Source organism: Streptomyces griseofuscus, from assembly GCF_014673495.1.
GTDB classification, from domain to species: Bacteria; Actinomycetota; Actinomycetes; order Streptomycetales; family Streptomycetaceae; genus Streptomyces; species Streptomyces murinus.
This window is the reverse complement of record NZ_CP051006.1, coordinates 5,203,950-5,228,521: the sequence shown is the minus strand read 5'-3', so window position 1 is coordinate 5,228,521 and position 24,572 is coordinate 5,203,950. Positions and strand designations below refer to the sequence as shown.

At 70.7% G+C, this 24,572-nt stretch carries 22 protein-coding genes; 10 read left to right on the top strand and 12 right to left on the bottom strand.

Annotation, left to right across the window (positions count from 1 at the left end):
- Window positions 1-58: 58 nt before the first annotated feature.
- From HEP81_RS23700 to HEP81_RS23690, 3 genes are all read left to right on the top strand, one after another.
- Window positions 59-1,237, top strand: coding sequence for an LCP family protein (locus HEP81_RS23700; protein WP_051850485.1), 1,179 nt, complete (start codon window positions 59-61; stop codon window positions 1,235-1,237).
- A gap of 232 nt (window positions 1,238-1,469) precedes the next feature.
- Complete coding sequence (locus HEP81_RS23695) at window positions 1,470-3,314, top strand: LCP family protein (RefSeq protein ID WP_037660871.1); 1,845 nt, start codon at window positions 1,470-1,472, stop codon at window positions 3,312-3,314.
- Window positions 3,315-3,449: 135 nt separating this feature from the next.
- On the top strand, window positions 3,450-5,075 hold the full coding sequence (locus tag HEP81_RS23690; RefSeq protein WP_051850486.1) for an LCP family protein: 1,626 nt from the start codon (window positions 3,450-3,452) through the stop codon (window positions 5,073-5,075).
- 78 nt (window positions 5,076-5,153) lie between these two features.
- Here the strand turns inward: HEP81_RS23690 and HEP81_RS23685 are convergent, their stop codons facing one another.
- Window positions 5,154-6,179, bottom strand: coding sequence for a glycosyltransferase family 2 protein (locus HEP81_RS23685; protein WP_037660873.1), 1,026 nt, complete (start codon window positions 6,177-6,179; stop codon window positions 5,154-5,156).
- Window positions 6,180-6,305: 126 nt separating this feature from the next.
- Between HEP81_RS23685 and HEP81_RS23680 the strand changes: the two genes are divergently transcribed.
- Window positions 6,306-7,811, top strand: a complete 1,506-nt coding sequence (locus HEP81_RS23680) for an LCP family protein (RefSeq protein WP_172624760.1) — start codon at window positions 6,306-6,308, stop codon at window positions 7,809-7,811.
- A gap of 87 nt (window positions 7,812-7,898) precedes the next feature.
- Here HEP81_RS23680 and HEP81_RS23675 read toward each other — a convergent pair whose 3' ends face one another.
- A complete protein-coding gene (locus tag HEP81_RS23675) occupies window positions 7,899-8,456 on the bottom strand; it encodes an acyl-CoA thioesterase (protein WP_037660879.1) in 558 nt (185 codons plus the stop codon).
- A gap of 119 nt (window positions 8,457-8,575) precedes the next feature.
- On the opposite strand from HEP81_RS23675, the gene HEP81_RS23670 reads away from it, so the two are divergent.
- Window positions 8,576-9,829, top strand: coding sequence for an LCP family protein (locus HEP81_RS23670; RefSeq protein ID WP_037660883.1), 1,254 nt, complete (start codon window positions 8,576-8,578; stop codon window positions 9,827-9,829).
- On the opposite strand, the gene HEP81_RS23665 is transcribed toward HEP81_RS23670, so the two are convergent.
- From HEP81_RS23665 to HEP81_RS23655, 3 genes are all read right to left on the bottom strand, one after another.
- Window positions 9,826-10,674: a class I SAM-dependent methyltransferase gene (locus HEP81_RS23665; RefSeq protein WP_037660935.1), complete on the bottom strand. Its 849-nt coding sequence runs from the start codon at window positions 10,672-10,674 to the stop codon at window positions 9,826-9,828. The genes HEP81_RS23670 and HEP81_RS23665 overlap by 4 nt on opposite strands.
- Window positions 10,675-10,753: 79 nt before the next feature.
- Window positions 10,754-11,119, bottom strand: coding sequence for a four-helix bundle copper-binding protein (locus HEP81_RS23660; RefSeq protein WP_037660886.1), 366 nt, complete (start codon window positions 11,117-11,119; stop codon window positions 10,754-10,756).
- Window positions 11,120-11,271: 152 nt separating this feature from the next.
- Window positions 11,272-12,429 carry an acyl-CoA dehydrogenase family protein gene (locus HEP81_RS23655; RefSeq protein ID WP_037660888.1) on the bottom strand — a complete coding sequence of 386 codons (1,158 nt, stop codon included), beginning with the start codon at window positions 12,427-12,429 and terminating at the stop codon, window positions 11,272-11,274.
- Between the two features lie 199 nt (window positions 12,430-12,628).
- On the opposite strand from HEP81_RS23655, the gene HEP81_RS23650 reads away from it, so the two are divergent.
- A complete protein-coding gene (locus HEP81_RS23650; RefSeq protein ID WP_037660889.1) occupies window positions 12,629-13,972 on the top strand; it encodes a UDP-glucose dehydrogenase family protein in 1,344 nt (447 codons plus the stop codon).
- A 148-nt stretch (window positions 13,973-14,120) separates the two neighbouring features.
- Here HEP81_RS23650 and HEP81_RS23645 read toward each other — a convergent pair whose 3' ends face one another.
- Window positions 14,121-14,627: a CGNR zinc finger domain-containing protein gene (locus HEP81_RS23645; protein WP_037660892.1), complete on the bottom strand. Its 507-nt coding sequence runs from the start codon at window positions 14,625-14,627 to the stop codon at window positions 14,121-14,123.
- A gap of 89 nt (window positions 14,628-14,716) precedes the next feature.
- Here HEP81_RS23645 and HEP81_RS23640 point away from each other — a divergent pair, with 89 nt between their 5' ends.
- Both HEP81_RS23640 and HEP81_RS23635 read left to right on the top strand, forming a co-directional pair.
- Window positions 14,717-15,085, top strand: a complete 369-nt coding sequence (locus HEP81_RS23640; RefSeq protein WP_037660894.1) for a VOC family protein — start codon at window positions 14,717-14,719, stop codon at window positions 15,083-15,085.
- 25 nt (window positions 15,086-15,110) lie between these two features.
- Window positions 15,111-15,503, top strand: coding sequence for a VOC family protein (locus HEP81_RS23635; protein ID WP_037660895.1), 393 nt, complete (start codon window positions 15,111-15,113; stop codon window positions 15,501-15,503).
- Between the two features lie 72 nt (window positions 15,504-15,575).
- Here HEP81_RS23635 and HEP81_RS23630 read toward each other — a convergent pair whose 3' ends face one another.
- From HEP81_RS23630 to HEP81_RS23620, 3 genes are read right to left on the bottom strand one after another with little or no spacing between them, the layout of a single operon-like run.
- On the bottom strand, window positions 15,576-16,754 hold the full coding sequence (locus HEP81_RS23630; RefSeq protein ID WP_037660939.1) for a dipeptidase: 1,179 nt from the start codon (window positions 16,752-16,754) through the stop codon (window positions 15,576-15,578).
- 5 nt (window positions 16,755-16,759) lie between these two features.
- Window positions 16,760-17,281, bottom strand: coding sequence for a 5-(carboxyamino)imidazole ribonucleotide mutase (purE, locus tag HEP81_RS23625; protein WP_078967599.1), 522 nt, complete (start codon window positions 17,279-17,281; stop codon window positions 16,760-16,762).
- Window positions 17,278-18,417, bottom strand: coding sequence for a 5-(carboxyamino)imidazole ribonucleotide synthase (locus tag HEP81_RS23620; protein WP_037660899.1), 1,140 nt, complete (start codon window positions 18,415-18,417; stop codon window positions 17,278-17,280). The genes purE and HEP81_RS23620 overlap by 4 nt, the downstream gene beginning before the upstream one ends.
- A gap of 218 nt (window positions 18,418-18,635) precedes the next feature.
- On the opposite strand from HEP81_RS23620, the gene HEP81_RS23615 reads away from it, so the two are divergent.
- Window positions 18,636-19,142 carry a GtrA family protein gene (locus tag HEP81_RS23615; protein WP_037660905.1) on the top strand — a complete coding sequence of 169 codons (507 nt, stop codon included), beginning with the start codon at window positions 18,636-18,638 and terminating at the stop codon, window positions 19,140-19,142.
- Between the two features lie 55 nt (window positions 19,143-19,197).
- On the opposite strand, the gene HEP81_RS23610 is transcribed toward HEP81_RS23615, so the two are convergent.
- Complete coding sequence (locus tag HEP81_RS23610; RefSeq protein ID WP_037660906.1) at window positions 19,198-20,469, bottom strand: ATP-binding protein; 1,272 nt, start codon at window positions 20,467-20,469, stop codon at window positions 19,198-19,200.
- Between the two features lie 41 nt (window positions 20,470-20,510).
- Window positions 20,511-21,188 (bottom strand): response regulator transcription factor, encoded by a 678-nt coding sequence (locus tag HEP81_RS23605; RefSeq protein WP_020940464.1) that lies wholly within the window; start codon window positions 21,186-21,188, stop codon window positions 20,511-20,513.
- A gap of 499 nt (window positions 21,189-21,687) precedes the next feature.
- Here HEP81_RS23605 and HEP81_RS23600 point away from each other — a divergent pair, with 499 nt between their 5' ends.
- A complete protein-coding gene (locus HEP81_RS23600; RefSeq protein ID WP_037660907.1) occupies window positions 21,688-23,193 on the top strand; it encodes a peptide MFS transporter in 1,506 nt (501 codons plus the stop codon).
- A gap of 119 nt (window positions 23,194-23,312) precedes the next feature.
- On the opposite strand, the gene HEP81_RS23595 is transcribed toward HEP81_RS23600, so the two are convergent.
- Window positions 23,313-24,572 carry a hypothetical protein gene (locus HEP81_RS23595; protein ID WP_051850488.1) on the bottom strand — a complete coding sequence of 420 codons (1,260 nt, stop codon included), beginning with the start codon at window positions 24,570-24,572 and terminating at the stop codon, window positions 23,313-23,315.

Genomic DNA, 24,572 nt, shown 5'->3' with positions numbered 1-24,572 from the left:
GTACAGGGCGCCTCCTCCCGGCCCGCGCCCCATGGTCGTAGGGACACCTTCTACGACCATGGGGCCTGACACCGTGACCGACTCCCCTCCCTCCGTCGACGGTTCGTCCGCGTCCGGGGCGGGGCTGGCGCGGCGGCGCCGGCGGCGGTGGGCCAAGGGGGCCGGGCTCGGGGCGGTGGTCCTGGTGGCGGTGGCCGTCGGGGCGGGGTGGACGGCGTACGCCCGGCTCAGTGCCAATATCCGGCCCGATGACGCGGCGGCCGCCGAGCTCGACCGGTACGCGCGCGAGCGGCCCGCGGTCCTGGCGCCCGGGGCCCGGAACATCCTGCTGATCGGGTCCGACAGCCGGGCCGGGAGCGGCAACGCCCGCTACGGGCGGGACCTGGGCAGCCAGCGCTCGGACACGACGATCCTGCTGCATCTGGCGGCGGACCGGCGCAGCGCCACCGCCGTGTCCGTCCCCCGGGACCTGATGGTGGACATCCCCGGCTGCCTCCAGGGCGACGGCACCCGGGGCCGACCGGTGTTCGCGATGTTCAACCACGCCTTCGAGCTGGGTGGTTCGGCGTGCACGGTCCGTACCGTCGAGAAGCTGACGGACATCCGCGTCGACCACCACATGGTCGTGGACTTCAGCGGGTTCAAGGACATGGTGGACGCCGTCGACGGGGTGCGGGTCTGTCTGAAGGAGCCCGTGGACGACAAGGCGGCGAAGCTCAGACTGCCGGCGGGCGAGGTCACGCTCGACGGGGAGCAGGCCCTCGGCTACGTACGGGCCCGCGAGTCGCTGGGCGACGGCAGCGACACCGAGCGGATGCGGCGCCAGCAGCGATTCCTCGGCGCGCTGGTCACCAGGGTGCGCGGCAATGACGTACTGCTGAACCCCTTGCGGCTGTATGCCGTACTGGATGCGGCGACGTCCTCCCTCACCACCGATCCCGGACTGGCGAATCTGGGTGATCTGTACCGGTTGGTGCGAACGCTGCACGACATTCCCACCCGGCATATGCAATTCCTGACGGTGCCGAGAGAGCAGTACGTCTACGACGCCAACCGCGACCAACTCGTGGAGCCCGAGGCCGAGAAGCTCTTCAAGCGGTTGCGCGCGGACCAGCCGGTGGTGGTGGAAGGACAGGTGCCCGAGAAGCCGCAGGCGCCGCAAAAGGGCACAAACGGCGGTCCTTCTCCCGCGCCCACCTACACCGGGAACACCGCCGCCGAACAGGGTTGCGCGTAAGGCGTTCGCCAAGGCCGCCCGACTTCCGTTCAGAAAATGAGGCGGATTGCCCAGTTGTAGGGACGACGGATTTGTCACCGGCGTCCCTAGACGCTGAACTGGGCGGATAGTGTGAGCGCTCCGGTGCACCCGGCCACGAGGTCCGACCTGGGGTCGTGCACTGTTTCACCGAGACCCGAGCGCCTTTGAGGGGGAAGGCGCCGCGTGGCCCCGACGGAGGATTCGGACAACCGTGGACGCGCAAGGCCGTGGGCGGGCGGACAACATCGATCCCGCAGACCAGTGGGTGCTCAATCCGAACACCGGCGAATACGAACTGCGACTGCCTCCTTCCGGAACGCAATCGGTTCCCGGTCCGCGCAGGCCGTCCGCCCAGGACGGCGAGGGCGCCCGGCGCCGCCGGCGCAATGACATGGCGCCCGGTGAGACCCGTGAGATGAGCCAGGTGCCCGCGCAGGACGGCGGGCCCGAGGGGGGCGGCACGCGCACCCAGGAAGGGGGCCGTACCCGGGACGGCTCCCGCGCCGGGGACAAGGCGCGCGCCGGGGACGTGCCGCCGCCGCGGACCTCCCGGCGTCGTACCACCGAGCCCGAGGGCGCGCCGGGACGGCGGGGCCGCCGGCCGGTGAAGAAGAAGTCGAAGGCGAAGAAGGTGCTGGCGTGGACCGCCGGCGGCACGGCCTTCGCGCTGATCGCGGTCGGCGCCGCCGGGTATCTGTACCTCAAGCACCTTGAGGGCAACATCAGTTCCACCGATGTCGGGGACGCGGGCTCCAAGGGCTTCAGCAAGGACGAGGCCTTCAACCTGCTGATCATCGGTACCGACAAGCGCACCGGCAAGGGCAACGAGGGCTACGGCGACTCCGGCAGCGTCGGGCACGCGGACACCAACATCCTGCTGCACGTCTCCAAGGACCGGACCAACGCGACCGCGCTGAGCATCCCGCGCGACCTGATCGTGAACGTGCCGGACTGCCCGACCAAGCAGCCGGACGGCTCGACCAAGGTCGTCCAGGGCACCGACAATGTGCGCTTCAACACCAGCCTCGGCCAGGACGGCCGTGACCCGGGCTGCACCATGCGCACCGTCGAAGCGGTCACCGGCATACACGTCGACCACTTCATGATGGCCGACTTCAACGCGGTGAAGACGCTGACCAGCGCGGTCGGCGGGGTCGAGGTGTGTGTCGCGCACCCGGTGAACGACAAGGAGTCCCACCTGAAGCTGCCCGCGGGCAAGTCGATGGTGGAGGGCGAGCAGGCCCTCGCCTTCGTGCGCACCCGGCACAGCTTCGGCAACCAGGGCGACCTGGACCGCATCAAGGTGCAGCAGCAGTTCCTGGGCTCGCTGATGCGCAAGATGTCCTCCGGCGACACCCTGAGCGACCCCTCGAAGCTGATGGACCTCGCGGAGGCGGCCACCAAGGCACTGACCGTCGACACCGGCATAAAGAGCATCAACACGCTGAAGGACATGGCGCTTGAGCTCAAGAAGGTGCCGCCGAAGAACATCACCTTCACCACGGTGCCGGTGGTGGACAACCCCGCCGAGAAGGTCCACGCGACGGTCGTCCTCAACCAGTCGGCGGCGCCCTCGGTCTTCCAGGCGATACAGAACGACGTGTCCTTCACCGACGTCAAGCGCAAGCAGAAGGCCGCCAAGGACGCGCAGGCCGCCCGGCTCAAGGGCAGCAAGTCCGCGCCCGGCGACGTACGCGTGCGCATCCTCAACAGCGAGGCGGCACCGGGCAGCGCACAGGCGGCCCTCGACTGGCTCCAGAACACCGAGGGCGTGCTGAAGTCGGAGAACGCGGGCAACGCGCCGGCCGGGCTTCAGAAGACCACCCTGGAGTACGCGCCCGACCAGGCCGCGCAGGCCCGGGAGCTGGCCGCCCTGATGGGGTTGCCCGGCTCGGCGCTCAAGCCGGGTTCGAGCGTCGTCAACTCCCAGGGGCTGCCCGCGATGACGCTGACCCTGGGCAAGGACTTCAAGGGCGCGGGCACGCCGATCGCCGCCCCGGACACGGCACCGAAGGTCGACAAGTCAACGGCCAACGAGGTTAAGTGCGCCTCATAGGTAACCCTGCGGGCCCGTCGTGCGTCTAACTACTCGGCGCGGGACGGGCCCGTCGCATGGCGCAAAAGGGCGGGGAGGGCAGGGAGAGTGGCGCAGAGCGAAGTGCGGGGTGACGCTGCCGACGTGGATGACACGATGGCGCTCAACCCGCGGACGACGGACCCGGAAGCCGGGGCCGGACGGCACGGCGGCGGCCGGCGCAAGGGGGGCTCGGGCTCAAGGGGCTCGGGTGGTTCCGGAGGTTCCACGACCGGTCGGCGGCGCCGACGGCGCGCGCTGCGCTGGTCGGCGACGATCCTCGCGGTGGTCATACTCGGCACGGCGGGCGCCGGTTACCTCTATTACCAGCATCTGAACGCCAGCATACGTAAGGGCGAGCGCAGCAGCGGTGACGCCAAGGCGCAGAAGACCGCCCCGAACGCGGCGGGACAGACCCCGCTGAACATCCTGCTGATCGGCTCGGACAGCCGTAACTCGGCGGAGAACCTGAAGCTCGGCGGCAGCAAGAGCAGCGTCGGCGATCCCCCGCTCGGGGACGTGCAGATGCTCATCCACATATCCGCCGACCGCAAGAGCGCCGCGATGGTGAGCATCCCCCGCGACACGCGCGTCGACATCCCCAGGTGCACGGATCCGGACACCGGCAAGGTCTATCCGGCGACCAACGACATCATCAACACCACCCTCGGCGAGGGCGGCGCCGGCTGCACGCTGGCCACCTGGGAGAACCTCACCGGGGTCTACATCGACCACTGGATGACGATCGACTTCGCGGGCGTGGTGAAGATGGCGGACGCCATCGGCGGCGTCGACGTCTGTGTGAAGCAGAACGTATGGGACCGCCCGACCGCGGCCCAGCGCGGCGGCTCCGGGCTGAAGCTGACGGCCGGTACGCACAAGATCAAGGGCGTGCAGGCGCTCCAGTGGCTGCGCACCCGGCACGCCTGGGGCAGCGACCCGTTGCGGGCCCGTGCCCAGCACATGTACCTCAACTCCATGCTCCGCACGCTCAAGTCGCAGAACGTGTTCACCGACACCGGGCGCCTGATGGACCTGGCCGACTCGGCCGTCAACTCCCTCAAGGTCTCCGAGGAGATCGGCACGGTCAAGAAGCTCTACGACCTCGGCATGGAGATGAAGTCCGTGCCGTCGGACCGCATCACGAGCGTGACGATGCCCAACCTCCCGGATCCGCGGGACCCCGACAACCACGTCGTCCCGAACACGGCGGACGCGAGCAAGCTCTGGGAGATGCTCCGGGACGACATCCCGCTCGACAAGAACGGCGGGTCCTCGGACGCCAAGCGGGCGGACAAGCCCCAGCCGGCGAAGTCGCCCTCCACCGCTCCGGCCAGGCTCGGGGTCCTCGTCCAGAACGGCACCGGCTCCTCCTCCCAGGCGGCGGTCCCCGGCCGGGCCCGCACCATCGCCGAGGCGCTGGTGAGCGAGGGCTACAGCAGGGCGACGGCCGACACCACGCCCCCGCCGTCGCAGGACAAGACGGTCATCGAGTACCCCAGCGCCGATCTCCAGGGCGACGCCCAGGGCGTGGCCAAGGCACTGGGTCTGCCGGCGTCCGCGGTGAAGCAGACCACGTCGGTCTCCGGCGTCACCCTGCTGCTCGGCGCCGACTGGCGCACCGGTACGACCTTCCCGAAGCAGTCCAAGCCGAAGGCGGGCGACGTCCCGTCCAACGCCGACGCCATCAACGGCGCGGACAAGGGCGGCTGCATGGAGGTGTACGGGCCGTACCGGTGGTGACGCGGTAACGGCAAACGAGGCGGGGCCTCTCCGGGAAGGAGGGGCCCCGCCTCGTTCGGTGCGGACGATCGGGCTCCGTCAGGCGTTCTGCACCGCCGGGCGGCGCGACGCGATGACCCGCTTCGCCAGGGACTTCGGGCTGGTCAGGAAGCCCCAGCCCCAGGACATGTGCATGGTGGCGAGGGCCACGGGGATCTGGAGGCGGGCCTTGAGGGGCAGGCCCTTGCCGGCGGGCAGGGAGCCGACGGCGATCGCGGCGAGGTAGCCGCCGGGGATCACCAGACCCCAGGGGGTCAGAGCCACGCCGACCACGATTCCCGCGGCTATCGCGCACACCGCGGTCGGCGGGGCGAGGTAGCGCAGGTTGATGGAGCCGGAGTGGTAGCGGGCGACGACATGGCGCCAGCGGCCATAGTCCTTGTACTGCTTGGCCAGGGCCCGCACCGAGGGCCGGGGGCGGTACGACACCTTCAGCTCCGGTGAGAACCAGATCAGGCCGCCCGCCTCGCGGATGCGGAAGTTCAGCTCCCAGTCCTGGGCGCGGATGAACTCCTCGTTGTAGCCGCCCTGCTGCTCCAGCGCCTCGCGGCGGAAGACACCGAGGTAGACCGTCTCGGCGGGGGCCGCGTCGCCGCCGGTGTGGAAGGCCGCGTTGCCGACACCGATCTTGGAGGTCATCGCGGCGGCGACCGCGTGCTCCCAGTCGTTCTCGCCCTCGGCGTGCATGAGGCCGCCGACGTTCTGCGCGCCGGTCTCCGCGAGGAGCCGTACGGCGGTCTCGATGTAGTTCGGGGAGAGGATGCCGTGGCCGTCGACACGGACCACGATCGGATGCCGGGAGGCCTTGATCGCCGCGTTCAGCGCGGCGGGGGTGCGGCCGGTCGGGTTCGGCACGGTGTGGACGCGGGGGTCTTCGGCCACGAGTTCGGCGGCGATCTCGTCCGTGCGGTCCGTGGACGGACCGAGGGCGATCACGACCTCCATGTCGCCGCCGTACTCCTGCGCGAGGATCGCTTGGACGGCCCCGCGCAGATGCCGTTCCTCGTTGAGGACGGGCATGATCACGGATACAGCGGGGAACCGCACGTCGGGCTTGGCGTTCATAGGGGCCTCACGTTACCGCGAACGGGGGACATCGGTGCGCGCCGCCGGGGCTCTGACGCGGGATGGAGATCGTATCGGCCTACTGTGCTCACGGATCCCACGTACGGCCTCGTCCGGAGGTGTCCCTTGGCCAGCCCGCCCCGGTCCCCGGCGCGACCCCAGCGCCGCCCGCAGCCGCCCCGCCGGCTGCCGCCCCCGCCCGAGCGGCCGGTTCGGCCCCTGCGCCGACGACGGCGGCCGCGCTGGGCCATGCGGGCGATGACCACGCTGTCGGTGGTGGTGCTCGCCTCCGCGGGCATCGGCCACGCGGTGGTCACCAGCCTGGACGCCGGGATCTCCCGGGTCGACGCCTTCAAGGACATGAAGAACCGGCCGCAGGCGGGCCACGGGATGAACATCCTGCTGGTCGGCACCGACGGCCGGGACAAGATCACCGAGGGTCAGCGGCGCGCCTTCCACCTGGGCGGACAGCCCTGCCACTGCACCGACACGATGATGATCGTGCACATCTCGGAGGACCGGGAGCGGGCCACGGTGGTGAGCCTGCCGCGCGACTCCTTCGCCGAGATCCCCGCGCACCGGGACCAGACCACCGGCCGGCAGCTCGGCGCGCATCCGCTGAAGCTGAACGCGGCCTATGCCGAGGGCGGGCCCCAGCTGACCGTGCGCACGGTCGAGGACATGACCCGGGTGAAGATCGACCACTATCTGGAGATCGACTTCACCAGCTTCATGAAGACCGTGGACGTCCTCGGCGGGGTCCGGATCTGTACGGCGACGCCGCTGAAGGACAGCTACAGCGGGCTCGACCTCACCCCCGGCACCCACACCCTGCTGGGCGGACAGGCCCTCCAGTACGTGCGCTCGCGGCACCTGGACGGCGCCAGCGACCTGGGCCGGATGAAGCGGCAGCAGCGTTTCCTGGCCGCGCTGATCGAGCGGGCGACGTCCTCGGGCGTGCTGCTGAACCCGATGCGCTTTCGCGATGTGACCCGGGCGGTGCTCGGCTCGGTGCGCGCCGACATCGGCTTCGGCACCGATGAGCTGCTGGACCTCGGGCGGGCGATGCGGAACTTCTCACCCTCGTCCTCCGAGTTCACGACCGTCCCCATCGGGCAGATGGACTTCCCGGTCAAGGGCATCGGCTCGACCCTGAAATGGGACCCGGCCCGCTCCGCCCAGCTGTTCCAGGCACTGCGCGACGACAAGCCGCTCACCGCGGCCCGCCGGCGCTCCGCGTCCGCCCCGACGCCGGTCGAGACGGACCCCCGGGGCATCCGGGTCCAGGTGGCGAACGGCACCGGCACGGCCGGGCTCGCCAAGCGGATCGACACCGAGCTCGCGGCGACCGGCTTCGCCACCACCCACGAGCCGGTGACCGCGCCCGCCCAGCTGCCGACCACAGTGATCACGTACGACCCCCGCTGGGACCGCTCCGCGCACACCCTGGCCGCGGCCCTGCCGGGCAGCGAGCTGCGTGCGGCGCCGGGCCAGGGGCCGGTGCTGAAGGTGACCGCGGGCGCCGGCTTCAAGGGCGTACGAGCCGTGCGCTTCGAGGACCCGGGACATCAGGACCAGGGCGCCGCGAGTGTGGTGCGCGGCAACGAGGTGGTGTGCTCCGGGGACGCCTGAGCGGACGCCGCCCGGGTGCAGCCAACCGGGCCCGGCCGCCTGGATCCAGTCGCCCGGGCCCGGCCGCCCGGGTCCGGCCGTCCAGGTCTAGTCGTGGAACCCCTCCGCCACCCGCTGCTCGCGCAGCTCGCGGATGGCGCGGCGGCGGGCCAGCCGGTGGGTGCGGCGGATCTGCGCCTCCTGGTAGCGGCGGCGGTCGCGGTCGGTCTCCGGTATCACCGGGGGGACCTGGCGGGGCTTGCCGTCGGCGTCCACGGCCGCGAAGACCAGATAGGCCGAGCCGACCTGGGTGGGCGGGTCGGACTCGTTCCAGCGCTCGGCGAGGACCCGTACGCCGACCTCCATGGAGGTCCGGCCGGTCCAGTTGACCTGCGCCTTCACATGGACCAGGTCACCGACGCGGACCGGTTCGAGGAAGGCCATCTCGTCCATGGACGCGGTGACGGCGGGGCCGCCGGAGTGCCGGCCGGCCACGGCGCCCGCCGCGTCGTCCACCAGCTTCATGATCACCCCGCCGTGCACCGTACCCAGCAGGTTGGTGTCGTTGTGGGTCATGATGTGGCTGAGCGTGGTGCGCGAGGCGGACGTGGGTTTGCCCGGGATGTCCGGTTCCACTGCTTCCGACTCCGTGGCCTGGTCTGTCATGCCCTCTACCTTATGCCGAAGCCGCATTCGCGGAATTTGTGTCAGCTTCGCAACAGCGCCGCCCCTATTTTCCGACAGGCCTTGTAAGCCACACGGCGGAGCCCTGCACACTGGTCCGCATGAATGACTGGCCCGAGGCATGGTCCGACGACAATCGGGGCCCCCGCTACGGACGCGGTAGTGGCGGCGCGCAGCCCGAAGGCGCCCGCGCGATGCGGCAGGTGCGGCGCGGCCCGGCGGCACCGCAGTACGGGGCCGGCGTTCCGCAGCAGCCGTCGTACGCGAACGGCGGCTATGACGACGCGTACGACAGCGGTTACAACACCGGACAGGTCTACGGGAACCCTGGCGGCGACGGCCCCGGTGGGACGCCGGGGCCCGGACAGAGACCCGCGCCGAACTGGCGGCGGCGGATCAAGTGGACCGCGATCACGCTGGTGACCGTGTTGATCGTCACCTCGGTCGCGACCTACTTCTGGGCCGACTCCAAGCTGCGCCGCGAGGTCGATCTCTCCAAGGTGATCGACCGGCCGCAGTCGGGGTCCGGCACCAACTATCTGATCGTCGGTTCGGACAGCCGTGAGGGTATGACCAAGGCGGACGAGAAGAAGCTGCACACCGGCGCCGCCGAGGGCAAGCGCACGGACTCGATGATGATCCTGCACGTCGGCGACAACGGCGACACGCTCATCTCGCTGCCGCGTGACTCGAACGTGGAGATCCCGTCGTACAAGGGCTCGACGTCCGGGAAGGTCTACCCCGCCACGGGCCGCCAGGAGAAGCTGAACGCGGCCTACGCCGAGGACGGGCCGACGCTGCTGGTGCGCACGATCGAGTACAACACCGGGCTGCACATCGACCACTACGTGGAGATCGGCTTCCAGGGCTTCGCGAACATCGTGGACGCGGTCGGCGGGGTGCAGATCAACATCGACAAGGGCTTCAAGGACAAGTGGTCCGGCGCCGACTTCCAGGCCGGCGAGCAGACCCTGAACGGCCAGCAGGCGCTCGCCTTCGTGCGCACCCGGCACGCCTTCGCCGCCTCCGACCTCCAGCGGACCAAGAACCAGCAGAAGTTCCTGGCCGCCCTGGCCCATGAGGTGGCGACGCCCTCGACCGTGCTGAACCCGTTCAAGTTCTACCCGACCATGGGCGCGGGCCTGGACTCGCTGATCGTGGACAAGGACATGTCCCTGTGGAGCCTGGCCTCGATGTTCTGGGCCATGAAGGGCGTCAACGGCGGTGACGGCACCTCCATGAACATGCCCATCTCCGGCTCCACCGGCGGCAACCTCGTCTGGGACAAGGCGAAGGTCAAGACGCTGGTGAACGAGCTGAACAACGACCAGAAGATCACCGTCACCGGCAGCTAGCCAGGACGACGCGACAGGGGCGGCCGGGCCGTCGCACGGGCGAGCAGTGCCACGTGCGGCAGGGCCAGCCGCCCTTCGCCGTCCCGGGCGAACTCCGCGCACAGCCGGTCGTACTCCGCCCGGATCCGTACGACGGTCCCGGCGTCCTGCGCGCCGAGGACCAGCCCGATGGTGGCGATCCCGCTCGCGGCCCCGCCCCACCACTCCTCGGCACCGGCCCGGTGGTCCCACTCCAGCTCGGCGGCCCGGGGCGCGTCGAACCCGGTCTCGGCGAGCAGCGCGGCCAGTCCGTCGGGGGTGCGGGAGAAGTCCTCGGCGGGGTCGAGACGAGGCAGATACGCGGGCGGTACGGCACCGCCCGCGGCGCAGGCCCGGCCCAGCAGGTCCTGTCCCGCGCCGCGCCGGGTGCCCCACAGGGTCAGCGCGATCCGGCCGCCGGGGCGCAGCACGCGGCGCAGCTCGGTGAGGGCGGCGCGCGGGCGGCCGACGTGGTTGAGCACGAAGTTGCCGACGACGGCGTCGAACTCTCCGTCCGGGAAGGGAAGTTCGGGCAGTACGGCGACCTCGGCGGCGATGCCGTGCAGGCGGGCCCGCGCCACCATGTCCGGGTCGGCGTCCACGGCCCGTACCCGCGCGTCCCGTTCCCGTGCCGCGCGGGCGGCGGTGCCGGTGCCGGTGCCAACGTCCAGCACCTTGGTGCCGGCCGCGACCCGCGCCGCGTCCAGCAGCCGCGGCACCGGGTGGGCGCACAGCCGCCCGAAGCTCGCCTCGTACGCCCGTGCCCGCCCCGCCCACATGGCACGCTCGGCGGCGTCGAAGGCCGCGGTCGCCCCGGAAGTGATCATGCGAGCACCCTGCCGCAGCCGGCGGCACACGTTCAAGGGCACCCCGGAGGTGCCCTTGAACGAGGTCACGGTGCCCAGGTCACATCCGGGCGCCGGCCATCGCGCGGCACATCTCGGCGCACTTGCGACACGCGTCCGCGCAACGCATCAGCTGCTTGTCGTCCGGCATGGACATACACGCCTCGGCGGCCATGTCGCACGCCTTGGCGCACATCGCGCACATCTCGCCCGACATGGGCGAGCGGCGCATCATCATGTCGGCGCACATCCGGGTCGTCTCGGAGCAGTCCATGAGCGCGCGCATGATCTGCATCTGCGCCTGCCCGCCCTGCTGCATGCAGGAGCTCATGGTCTCCTCGCAGATGCTGTGGCAGTTCATGCAGGCCTCGATGCAGTCCTGCATCTGCTTGGTCATGGCGGTCATCGTCGTTCCGGGCTGGGCCATGGCTCCTCCTCGGAGCAGGGGGACCCGGGAGCGGGTCCCGTGTGCTTCCGTCCTACGTCGCCCGCCCCGCCCCCGCATGTGACCGACCGGTCGTAAGGCCCCGGAACGCACGGAAGGCGCCCCGCGGGGCGCCTTCCGGTACCGCTGACGGGCTACGGCAGGTTGCGCGCCATGACGATGCGCTGGACCTGGTTGGTGCCCTCGTAGATCTGGGTGATCTTGGCGTCGCGCATCATGCGCTCGACCGGGTAGTCGCGGGTGTAGCCGTAGCCGCCGAGGAGCTGGACGGCGTCGGTGGTGACCTCCATGGCGACGTCCGAGGCGAAGCACTTGGCGGCGGCGCCCAGGTAGGTGAGGTCGGCGTCGCCGCGCTCGGAGGCGGCGGCGGCCTGGTAGGTGAGGGCGCGGGCGGCGGAGATCTTCATCGACATGTCCGCGAGCATGAACTGGATGCCCTGGAAGTCGGCGATCGCCTTGCCGAACTGCTTGCGCTCCTGGACGTAGCCCTTGGCGTAGTCGAGGGCGCCCTGCGCGACACCGAGCGCCTGGGCGGCGATGGTGATGCGGGTGTGGTCCAGGGTCTTCATCGCCGTCATGAAGCCCGTGCCCTCCTCGCCGATCATGCGGTCGGCGGGGATGCGGACGTTGTCGAAGTAGACCTCGCGGGTCGGGGAGCCCTTGATGCCGAGCTTCTTCTCGGGGGCGCCGAAGGAGACGCCCTCGTCCGACTTCTCGACCACGAAGGCGGAGATGCCCTTGGAGCGCTTGGCCGGGTCGGTGACGGCCATGACCGTGTAGTACTCGGAGACGCCCGCGTTGGTGATCCAGCGCTTGACGCCGTTGAGGATCCAGTGGTCGCCGTCGCGGACCGCCTTGGTCTTCATACCGGCCGCGTCCGAACCGGCGTCCGGCTCGGAGAGGCAGTACGAGAACATCGCGTCACCCTTGGCCAGCGGGCCCAGGTACTTCTTCTTCAGCTCCTCGGAGCCGGAGAGGATCACCGGGAGCGAGCCCAGCTTGTTCACCGCGGGGATCAGGGAGGAGGACACGCAGGCGCGGGCCACCTCCTCGATCACGATGACCGTGGCGAGCGCGTCGGCGCCGGCGCCGCCGTACTCCTCCGGGACGTGCACGGCGTGCATGTCGTTGGCGACCAGGGCGTCGAGGGCCTCCTGCGGGAAGCGGGCCTCCTCGTCCACCGCGGCGGCGTACGGCGCGATCTTCGCCTCGACCAGGGAGCGGACGGCGTCGCGGAGCATGTCGTGCTCCTCGGACGGGCGGTACAGGTCGAAGTCAGCCGATCCGGCCAAGGTCTCTCACGCTCCAAAGACGCAGTGATGGTGACGCATCACGGACATTACAAACGCTAACTACCGTTAAGTAACTCAAATTTTAGAGCCCCGGCCCCAGGACGCCTACGTGAGGTTGGCGACAGCGGGAAAGTTGCCCCCCGAGCTGCCCGGCTATGCTCGGGCCCGCACGAGAGAATCCCCGAGCTGGAGCGCGTCCATGAGCCTGAAGATCACCGTGATCGGCACCGGGTATCTCGGCGCCACCCATGCCGCGGCCATGGCCGAGCTGGGATTCGAGGTGCTGGGCCTGGATGTCGTACCCGAGAAGATCGCCATGCTGGAGCGTGGCGAGACCCCGATGTACGAGCCGGGGCTCGAAGAGCTGCTGCGCCGGCATGTGGCCGGGCTCGAGGGGTCGACCGGACGGCTGCGCTTCACCACCGACTGGGCCGAGATCGGCGCCTTCGGCGATGTGCACTTCGTGTGTGTGAACACCCCGCAGAAGCACGGCGAGTACGCCTGCGACATGTCGTACGTCGACTCCGCGATCGCCTCCCTCGCCCCGCATCTGCGCGGCCCCGCCCTGGTGGTCGGCAAGTCCACGGTGCCGGTGGGCTCGGCCGAACGGCTGGCCGCCTACCTCGCCGAGCACTCCCCCGCGGGCGGCGACGCCGAGCTGGCCTGGAACCCGGAGTTCCTGCGCGAGGGCTTCGCCGTCGAGGACACCCTGCACCCGGACCGGATCGTGGTCGGGGTGCGCGGCGAGCGGGCCGAGAAGCTGCTGCGCGAGGTGTACGCGACGCCGGTCGGCGAGGGCACCCCCTTCGTCGTCACCGACTTCCCGACCGCCGAGCTGGTGAAGACCGCCGCCAACTCCTTCCTCGCCACCAAGATCTCCTTCATCAACGCGATGGCGGAGGTCTGCGAGGCGGGCGGCGGCGACGTGGCCAAGCTGGCGGAGGCGATCGGGCACGACGACCGGATCGGCAGCAAGTTCCTGCGCGCCGGGATCGGTTTCGGCGGCGGCTGCCTGCCCAAGGACATCCGGGCGTTCATGGCCCGCGCCGGTGAGCTGGGCGCGGACCAGGCGCTGACCTTCCTGCGGGAGATCGACTCCATCAACATGCGCCGGCGCGGCCAGATGGTGGAGATGGCCCGCGAGGCGCTGGGCGGCGGCTCCTTCCTCGGCAAGCGGGTCGCGGTGCTCGGCGCCACCTTCAAGCCCGACTCGGACGACGTCCGCGACTCGCCCGCGCTGAACGTGGCGGGCCAGATACACCTCCAGGGCGGTCAGGTGACCGTGTACGACCCGAAGGGCATGGACAACGCCCGGCGGGTCTTCCCGACGCTGGGGTACGCGGAGTCGGCCCTGGACGCCGTGCGCGGCGCGGACGTGGTGCTGCATCTGACCGAGTGGCGCGAGTTCCGCGAGCTGGACCCGGCGGAGCTGGGCGCGGCCGCGGCGGCCCGGGTGCTGCTCGACGGGCGCAACACCCTCGACCCGGAGCTGTGGCGCCGGGCGGGCTGGCGGTACCGGGCGATGGGGCGGCCCACCGCCTGACGGGCGAACGCCCGAGGGACACGGATTCGGCGCCGGTCCGGCGCACACGGAAACGGCGCTGGTTCGGCCGAGGCTCAGTCGGCCGAACCGGCGCCGTTCCGCATTTTGCCCCAGCCCCCTGTGCCCCGGGGCCCCGGCTTCCCGCGCTTTACGCCCCCTTGGCCCGGTAGCGCCGCATCTTCTCCCGCGCCCCGCAGACCCGCATCGAGCACCAGCGGCCGCGTCCGGCGGGGCTGCGGTCGTAGTACGCCCAGTGGCAGGTCACGGCCTCGCACGCCTTGAGCCGCATCCAGGTGCCCGCCAGCAGCGCCTCGGCGACGGCGGCGGCGACCCGGGAGAGCAGGGCGGTGGCACCGGCGGGGGCGAGGGCCGCCGAGCCGTCCACCGCGTCCACCGCGACGTACAGCGGCGCGCGGGCCAGCAGTTCGCCGAGCGGGGTGACGGCCCGGTGCGGCGGATGCCCGGCGTGGGCGAGCAGGGCGGCCCGCAGCGACTCCCGCAGCTCCCGCGCCTCGGCGAGCTCCCCCGCGGGGATCCCGAGGCGGGCGCGCCCCTCCTCGGTGTCCAGCGAGTCGGCGCCGTCCGCCAGGTCCACGGTGTTGACCAGGGACTCCACCAGGGCCAGACCCCCGGGAGCGGCCGATCTCTCATTCATGGTTGCGACGTTACCCCTTGTCTAGGAGTATGAGGTCACCGTCGCCGTTACCGGTTACCCGCTTCTATGGGTAACAGAAGGAGGTCGTCATGGCTCTCGCCGAGCTCGGTGTGGTGGTCCTGGACTGTCCCGATCCCGACGCGCTGGCCGGTTTCTACTGCGAGGTGCTCGGCGGCACCGTGGAGCGCGACGAGACGGGCGACTGGGTGGACCTGGCGCTGCCCGGCGGGCAGGCGCTGGCCTTCCAGCGGGCCGAGGGGTACATCGCGCCGCGCTGGCCGGGCGCCGGGAGCGACGGCCAGCAGTTCCACCTGGACCTGACCGTGCCGGACCTGGACGCGGCGCAGGAGGGCGTGCTGAAGCTGGGCGCGACGCTCCTGGACGCCGGGGAGCCGGGCCGGTCCTGGAGGGTGTACGCCGACCCTGCCGGGCACCCGTTCTGCCTCTGCGCCTGCTGAGACCGTCCCCCGAGGAGGAGAAAACATGGCGTCCGTCGCCCATTTCCGCAACGTCGTGCTCGACTGCCCCGACCCGCACGCCCTGGCCGCCTTCTACGCGGCGGTGGGCGGGGGCACGCCCGTGGCCGAGGACGACACCTGGGTCGTCCTCCAGGTCCCCGGCGGCCCCCGGATGGCCTTCCAGCGGGCCGAGGGCCACACCCCGCCCGAGTGGCCCCGCGCCGACCACAACGGCCAGCAGCTCCATCTGGACTTCGACGCGGGCAGCACCTGGGCGGAGATGGACACGGCCCATGAGCGGGTCCTGGCGCTCGGCGCCCGCCCGCTGGACGAGGAGGACCGCGAGAAGAAGGACTTCGTGGTGTACGCCGATCCGGCGGGGCATCCGTTCTGCCTGTGCCGGATCGACCACCGGTAGGGCGCGCCCGCCGGCATGCGAAGGGGCGGGTGGCCGATCGGCCACCCGCCCCTTCGCATGCCGTACCGCGCGTCAGCCGTCCAGCGACTCGATCGTCGCGTTGGACGGCGCCTGCTTCGACCGCAGGTCGCGGGCCACGTCCTCCGCCGCGCCCAGCACCCGTACCGAGTTCTGCCAGGTGAGCTTGGCGAGGTCCGCCTTGGACCAGCCGCGGTCCAGCAGCTCCGCCAGGAGGTTCGGGTAGCCGGAGACGTCGCTGAGGCCGTCCGGGGTGAAGGCCGTGCCGTCGTAGTCGCCGCCGATGCCGAGGTGGTCGATGCCGGCGACCTCGCGCATGTGGTCCAGGTGGTCGGCGATCACCGGCACCGTGGCGATCGGGCGCGGGGTGCGCTCCTCGAAGGCGCGGTGCACCTTCATCGCCTCGGCGGTGGTGTCCAGGTGGTGCAGGCCGTGGGCGCGCATGTTCTCGTCGGCCTCGGCCGTCCAGTCCACGGCCGCCTGGAGCACGAACTTCGGCACGAACGTCACCATCGCGACACCGCCGTTGGCGGGCAGCCGCTCCAGGACGTCGTCCGGGATGTTGCGGGGGTGGTCGCAGACCGCTCGGGCCGAGGAGTGCGAGAAGACCACCGGGGCGGTGCTCGCGTCCAGCGCGTCGCGCATCGTGGACGGCGCCACGTGCGAGAGGTCGACCAGCATGCCGAGCCGGTTCATCTCGCGGACCACCTCGCGGCCGAACGCGGTCAGGCCGTTCGCCTTCGGGGTGTCGGTCGCCGAGTCCGCCCAGTCCACGTTCGAGTTGTGGGTGAGTGTCATGTAGCGCACGCCGAGCGCGTACAGACCGCGCAGGGTGCCCAGCGAGTTGGCGATGGAGTGGCCGCCCTCGGCGCCCATCAGGGAGGCGATACGGCCCTCACCGCGCGCCGCCTCCATGTCGGCGGCGGTCAGCGCGGGCGCCAGGTCCGCCTGGTAGCGGTCGAGGAGCTGCCGTACGCAGTCGATCTGCTCCAGCGTCGCGGCGACCGGGTCCGGCTGCTCGGCCGGCACGTACACCGACCAGTACTGGGCGCCGACGCCGCCCTCGCGCAGCCGGGGGATGTCGGTGTGCAGGTGTCCGTGCTGGTGGCCCGCGATGTCCAGGCGGTCCAGGTCGTAACCCGCCTTCTCGCGCAGCGCCCAGGGCAGGTCGTTGTGACCGTCGACCACGGGGAACTCGCGCAGCAGGGCGCGGGCCTCGTCCAGGTTCGTCACGGCGCTCACTTCCCGAAGCCGAAGCCGCCGGCGCCCTCGACCTTGGAGCGCAGCCGCTTCCCCTTCTCGGTGGCCTGCTCGTTCAGGTCGTGCTGGAAGTCGCGCATGCGGTGCAGCAGGTCCTCGTCGTGCGTGGCGAGGATGCGGGCCGCGAGCAGCCCGGCATTGCGGGCACCGGCGACGGAGACCGTGGCCACGGGTACGCCGGCCGGCATCTGCACGATCGACAGCAGGGAGTCCATGCCGTCGAGGTACTTCAGCGGCACCGGCACGCCGATGACCGGCAGCGGGGTGACGGAGGCGAGCATGCCCGGCAGGTGGGCGGCGCCGCCCGCCCCGGCGATGATCACCTTGAGCCCGCGGTCGGCGGCCTGCTCGCCGTACGTGATCATCTCTCGGGGCATCCGGTGCGCGGAGACGACGTCGACCTCGTAGGCGATCTCGAACTCGTCCAGGGCCTTGGCGGCGGCTTCCATGACGGGCCAGTCGGAGTCCGACCCCATGACGATGCCAACAACGGGGCTCATTCGGTGATGGTGCCTCTCAGATAGCCGGCTGCGTGACGGGCGCGCTCCAGCACGTCGTCCAGGTCGTCGCCGTAGGTGTTGACGTGTCCCACCTTGCGGCCGGGCTTCACGTCCTTGCCGTACATGTGGATCTTGAGCTTGGGGTCGCGGGCCATGCAGTGCAAGTACGCGGAGTACATGTCCGGGTAGTCGCCGCCCAGCACATTGACCATCACGGTCCACTTGGCGCGCGGGCGCGGGTCGCCGAGGGGCAGGTCGAGGACCGCGCGGATGTGGTTGGCGAACTGCGAGGTGATCGCGCCGTCCTGGGTCCAGTGCCCGGAGTTGTGCGGGCGCATCGCCAGCTCGTTGACGAGGACGCGGCCGTCGCGGGTCTGGAACAGCTCGACGGCGAGGTGCCCGACGACGTCCAGCTCCTTGGCGATGGTGAGGGCCAGCTGCTCGGCGTGCAGCGCGAGGTCCTCGGCCAGGTCGGGGGCCGGGGCGATGACCGTGTCGCACACGCCGCCCACCTGGCGGGACTCCACCACCGGGTAGGCGACGGCCTGGCCGTGGGGGGAGCGTACGACGTTGGCGGCGAGCTCGCGGACGTAGTCGACCTTCTCCTCCGCGAGGACCGGCACGCCCGCCCTGAACGGCTCGGCGGCCTCCTCGGCGGAGTCGACGACCCACACGCCCTTGCCGTCGTAGCCGCCGCGGACGGTCTTCAGGACGACGGGGAAACCGTCGCCCTCGCCCGCGAACCGGACGACATCCTCCGGATCCGCGACGATCCGGTGCCGGGGGCACGGGATGCCGATCGCGTCGAGCCGTGCCCGCATCACGCCCTTGTCCTGGGCGTGCACGAGCGCGTCGGGGCCCGGGCGGACGGGGATGCCGTCCGCTTCCAGGGCCCTGAGGTGCTCGGTGGGCACGTGCTCGTGATCAAAGGTGATCACGTCACAACCGCGCGCGAACTCACGCAGCGTGTCCAGATCGCGGTAGTCGCCGATGACGACATCGCTCACGACCTGCGCCGCGGAATCCTGAGGGGTGTCACTGAGGAGCTTGAACCTGATGCCCAGCGGGATGCCTGCCTCGTGCGTCATACGCGCGAGCTGACCGCCGCCGACCATGCCGACTACCGGGAACGTCACACCTACAGCGTATCGGCCACCGCGCACCGGCCGGATCGCCTCCCTCCGGGCTGACCCCTCGGGCGGGTGTTCCCCCACCGGTTCCCGGCTCTTACCCGCCGCTTTCCGGCCTCTTTCCGACCTGTTTCCCCGTACTGGCCTGGTCCTCAGGCATCGGGCCCCGGGCGCCGATAGCATGGCCGGGTTGACCAAAACCTACCGACGGGAGCTGCAACGCCATGGAACAGCGTTCCTCGGGGCTGCAACGGCTCGTGGGCGAGATGGCCAAGTTCGGTGCCGTAGGCGGCGCCGGCGTCCTGGTGAATCTGGGCGTGTTCAACCTGGTCCGGCACGTCTCCACCCTGCCGGTGGTGCGCGCCAGCATCATCGCGACCGTGGTCGCCATCGTCTTCAACTACGTCGGCTTCCGCTACTGGACGTACCGGGACCGCGACCGCAGCGGCCGCACCAAGGAACTCACGCTGTTCCTGTTCTTCAGCGCGATCGGCCTGGTGATCGAGAACGGCGTGCTCTTCCTGGCCACCTACGGCCTGGGCTGGGACAGCCCGCTGGAGAGCAACGTCTTCAAGTTCCTCGGCATCGGCATCGCGACCCTGTTCCGGTTCTGGTCGTACCGCACCTGGGTGTTCCGCGCGCTGCCCGCGCAGGAGGCCGAGTCGATCCTGGCGGCGGAGTCGCGCCGCTCCCCTAGCGAGCCCGAGCCGAGGACGCAGCGGGTGCCCTGACCGCTGCCCGGCTCAGCGGACCGTAACCAACGAGAGGAACTGCCGGCCGTGCCGCTCAGCGGACGGTCGGCAGTTCCTCGTCCGTCTTGCGGGCCGGGGGCGTGCGCGAGAGGAACAGGCCGAAGACCGGGGGCTGGGCCTGGAGCAGTTCCAGCCGGCCGCCGTCGGCCTCGGCGAGGTCCCGGGCGACGGCCAGGCCGATGCCCGTGGAGTTGCGGCCGCTGATGGTCCGCTCGAAGATCCGCGCCCCGAGATCGGCCGGCACCCCGGGCCCCTCGTCCGTGACCTCGACCACAGCCTGGTTGCCGGTGACCCGGGTGCGCAGGGCGACGGTGCCGCCGCCGTGCATCAGCGAGTTCTCGATCAGCGCGGCCAGCACCTGGGCGACCGCGCCCGGGGTGCCCACCGCCTGGAGGTGCCGTTTGCCGGAGCTGACGATGGCCCGGCCCATGCTGCGGTAGGCGGGCCGCCACTCGGCGAGCTGCTGCTGGATGACCTCGTCCAGGTCGAAGGTGACGGCGGAGCCGGTGCGCGGGTCGCGGGAGTTCGTCAGCAGCCGTTCGACCACGTCGGTGAGCCGCTCGACCTGCGTCAGCGCGACGTTCGCCTCCTCCTTCACGATGTCCGGATCGTCCGTGAGGGTGATCTCCTCCAGCCGCATGGACAGCGCGGTGAGCGGGGTGCGCAGCTGGTGGGAGGCGTCGGCGGCGAGGCGTCGCTCGGCGGTCAGCATCCGCGCGATCTTCTCGGCGGAGGAGTCCAGCACATCGGCGACCCGGTCCAGCTCGGGGACGCCGTACCGCTTGTGCCGCGGGCGCGGGTCGCCCGAGCCGAGGCGTTCGGCGGTGGAGGCGAGGTCGGTCAGCGGGGAGGCGAGCCGGTTGGCCTGGCGCACCGCGAGCAGCACGGCCGCGACCACCGCGAGCAGCGCGACCAGGCCGATGATCAACAGGGTGCGGCCGACCTCGCGGGTCACCGCGGAGCGCGGCTCCTGCACGGTGACGGTCTCGCCCTCCTCGCCGTGCTGGGTGGCGCGGATGACATCGCCGACGGGCCGGGTGCCGATCTCGATCGGCGTCCGGCCGGGCATCTCGATCACCGCGTACTGCTCTTTGCTGACCGGATTGCGCAGCGCGTCGGCGTTGACGTTCTCCGCGGCCAGGATGCGGCTGTCCACGATGCTGGCCAGCCGCACCGCCTCGGACTCCACCCGCTCCTGGGCACTGTTGGTGATGGTCCGGGTCTCGACGATCACCAGGGAGACGCCGAAGACGGCGATCACCACGAGGACGACGGCGAGGGTGGATTGAATGAGACGTCGACGCATGTTCCGTTACCTGAGGTGACCGCCGGCCCCCGGTGCGGGGCTCAGCTCTTCTCGAAGCGGAAGCCCACACCCCGGACCGTGGCGATGTAGCGGGGGTTGGCCGCGTCGTCACCGAGCTTCTTGCGCAGCCAGGAGATGTGCATGTCGAGGGTCTTGGTGGAGGACCACCAGGTGGTGTCCCAGACCTCGCGCATCAGCTGGTCGCGCGTCACCACGCGGCCGGCGTCGCGCACCAGCACCCGCAGCAGGTCGAACTCCTTGGCGGTGAGCTGGAGTTCCTCGTCGCCCATCCACGCGCGGTGCGACTCCACGTCGATGCGCACGCCGTGCGTGGCCGGGGGCTGCTGCGGCTCGGCGGCGCCGCGGCGCAGCAGGGCCCGTACGCGGGCGAGCAGTTCGGCGAGGCGGAAGGGCTTGGTGACGTAGTCGTCGGCGCCCGCGTCCAGGCCGACGACGGTGTCCACCTCGTCGGCCCGCGCGGTCAGGATGAGGATCGGCACGGTGTGGCCGTCGGCGCGCAGCCGGCGGGCGACCTCCAGGCCGTCCATGCCGGGCAGGCCCAGGTCGAGTACGACCAGATCGACGCCCCCCTGCATTCCGGCGTCGAGCGCGGTGGGTCCGTCCTCGCGCACCTCGACCTCGTAACCTTCCCGGCGCAGGGCGCGGGCCAGCGGCTCCGAGATGGACGCGTCGTCCTCGGCGAGCAGTACACGGGTCATGAGGTGATGGTAGACCGCCCGCATGTGGTGCTGGGGTGTGATCGGTTCCCGGGATTCTTACCCGGGGTGTCCACTGGTACGAACCATCACCTGTGGGATGCGATCGTAGAAGGGGCCTTCGAAATCCGTCGCGCGGTTCCCTCGACACCTGTGATCCGCGTCTCAAGTCCTTCCATACCGGGCGGTGTCCTGACGTACAGTGACGTGAACGCCTGTAGTACACCCGGGGACCTTTGGCGGACATTGACGCTGAAGGTCCTTCTTGTGTGCGGGCCGGTCGGGTCCGACCGGCCTTGAAAGGAATGACCTCTGGCCGGGCTCCGGACGCATTGTCGCGTCACGGAGCGTGGATCCCGGTGGTCGCCGTCCACCGCTTCGTGATCCGGAGCGGACTCCCCCGGGGCGTTGGGGGGCGGACGACCGACCCCGCCGGTGCCGGCCGCTACCCCCACCGGGCGCGCAACGCTCCACCGCGCGTCCCGACCAGCAAGGAACGACCATGGCGTCCAGCCTGACGAAGGACTCGGTCCACCCGGGCACCCCCGGCACCGAGAAGACCTTCTTCGGCCACCCCCGCGGCCTGGCCACTCTGTTCATGACCGAGATGTGGGAGCGGTTCTCCTACTACGGCATGCGGGCCCTGCTCCCCCTGTACCTGGTGGCCCCGAGCGGCCTGCACCTGTCCGCGGGCACGGCGACGGCGATCTACTCCGTCTACCTGTCGCTCGTGTACCTGCTCGCGCTGCCCGGCGGCTGGGTCGCCGACCGGCTCCTCGGCCCCCGTAAGACGGTCGCGGTCGCGGGTCTGATCATCATGCTGGGCCATCTGTGCCTGGCTCTGCCGGCCGCCGCGAGCTTCTTCGTCGGCCTGGTGCTGGTCGCGATCGGCTCCGGTCTGCTGAAGGCCAACATCTCCACGATGGTCGGCCATCTGTACGACGGCCCGAAGGACGGGCGCCGCGACGGTGGCTTCACGCTCTTCTACATCGGCATCAACCTGGGCGCGTTCGTCGCTCCGCTGGTCATCGGCACCATCGGTGAGAACGTCAACTGGCACTTCGGCTTCGCGCTGGCCGCGCTCGGCATGGCGCTGGGTCTGGCCCAGTACCTGCTGGGCGGCCGCCACCTGAGCGAGCAGAGCAAGGTCGTCCCGACGCCGATGACGGCCCAGGAGAAGGCCACCACCCTGCGCAAGGGCCTGATCTGGCTGGTCATCGCCGCGGTCTTCTACGGCATCGTCGGCTTCACCGGTCACTTCACCCTCAACTGGGCGCTGATCCCGCTCACCGTCATCGGTCTCATCGTGCCGATCCTGGTCATCGGCCGGATCCTGCGCGACAAGGACCTCGACGGCGAGGAGCGCTCGAAGGTCCGCGCGTACGTCTGGTTCTTCGTGGCCGCCGCGGTCTTCTGGATGATCTACGACCAGGGTGGTTCGACCCTGTCGCTGTTCGCGGACGCCAACGCCAAGAACACGATCTTCGGCTGGAACTTCCCGGTCTCCTGGTACCAGTCGGTCAACCCGGTCATGATCATGGCCCTCGCGCCGGTCTTCGCCTGGCTGTGGCTGTGGCTGAACCGGAGCGGCAAGGAGCCGAGCACGATCGTGAAGTTCTCCTCCGGCCTGGTGCTGGTCGGCGCTTCCTTCTTCGTGTTCCTCGCCCCGCTGTCCATCGCGCAGGACGGTCACAAGGCCGCGGCGATGTGGCTGGTCGGCATCTACTTCCTTCAGACCGTCGGTGAGCTGACGCTGTCGCCGGTGGGTCTGTCGGTGACGACGAAGATGGCGCCGAAGAAGTACGCCTCGCAGATGATGGGCGTGTGGTTCCTCGCGGTCACCGCGGGCGACTCCATCACGGCGCTGCTGTCGAACCCGGCCGTCGGCGGGGTCAACCTCGACAAGATGGGCTTCGTGATGCTGGAGGCCGTCCTCGCGGTGATCGCCGGTGCGGCGGTGTGGATGTACCGCGGCAAGGTGAACAAGCTGATGGGCGACGTGCGCTAGTCGCTGGGACCTGGCCGACGAGGGCCGTCGCACCCCGGGTGGGTGGGACGGCCCTCGTCCTTTTTGCGCGTCGTGGTTGTTCGCGCGAATCCCCGCGCCCCCGGACGAAGACAGGTCGGCTAGCGCCGGCGGGATCGTGGCATGAAGGTGAACACCGCGCCGCCCAGCAGGATCGCCGTACCCGCGACCAGGCCCAGGGCCTTCAGGGTGCCGTGGTCGCTCGCGCCCGTGTCGGCCAGGCCGCCGGAGGTGGAGGCGCTCGTGCCGCCCGTCGAGCCGCCGGAGGTGGCCGTTCCTCCCGAAGTGCCGCCCGAAGTGCCGCCCGCCTGGCCGGTGGTGTCCAGAGTGAGGGAGACCTGCGTCCTGGTCGGGGTGCAGGTGGTCGTCGTGCCCAGGGCGTTGACCGTCAGGACGCCAGGGGAGAGGGTCGAGGAGCCGGTCGCGCCGGGTTTGTAGGTGCCGGTGAGGTCCGGGATCGCGATGGGGTCGCCGGACTTGATGGGGGCCGCGTTGGCGGGGCCCGCCACCTGGACCGTGCCCTTGTCCGCGCCACCGACGACCACCGCCATGGACGGCTTCACGGAGCCCGCGGGGATGTCGGCGGGACTGTCCATCACCGACTTCTTGAACCGCACCGTGAGGGCGTAGTCCCCGCCGTTCTTCCTCGCGTCGATCTGCACCGGTGAGGTGGCGTTCTTGTCGCCGATCGGGGTCTTGCACGCGTAGGGGATCTGCACCTCCTTGCCGGTGAAGTCGGCCTGCCCGGTGCCGCCCGAGGTGGACGGCGTGGGGGTCGGGGTGGCGGTGTGGGTAGGCGTGGGCGTCGGGGTGGGCGTCGATGTGCCGCCCGCCGCCGTGACCTTGATCGTCGCCGACTGCTGGACCGGCTCCTTGGGCGTGCACTTCGTGTCCGTCGACATCGCGTTCACCGTGTACGCGTCCGGCGTCAGCGTCACCTCCCCCGGCGCCGTCAGCTTCACGCTGCCCTTCATGCCGGACAGCACCATCTGGGCGCCCTTGGGGATCGCGGGGTTCTGCCGCGGCCCCTGCATCGCGATGTCGGCGCTCTGGGCGCCGGCCGCCTTCAGCACGCCCGAGGGCTGCACCGAGTTCGCGGGCAGGTCGATGATGTCCGGGTTCTTGGACGCGGCCTGGACGAACTTCCACCCGATGTCCACCGTGTCGCCCACCTTCGCCGTCGCGGGCGCGGTGATCTCGACCTTCGTGGTGCCGTCGACGGGGCTGATGCCGGCGGGCGGCACACAGTGCGTGGCGTACGCCACGGTCGCCGCCTGCACGGGCGTCGCGGCCAGGCCCAGCAGGGCACCCGCACCGCTCAGCACCAGCGCGGCGCCCACCGCCGTACCTCTCCTTCGCAT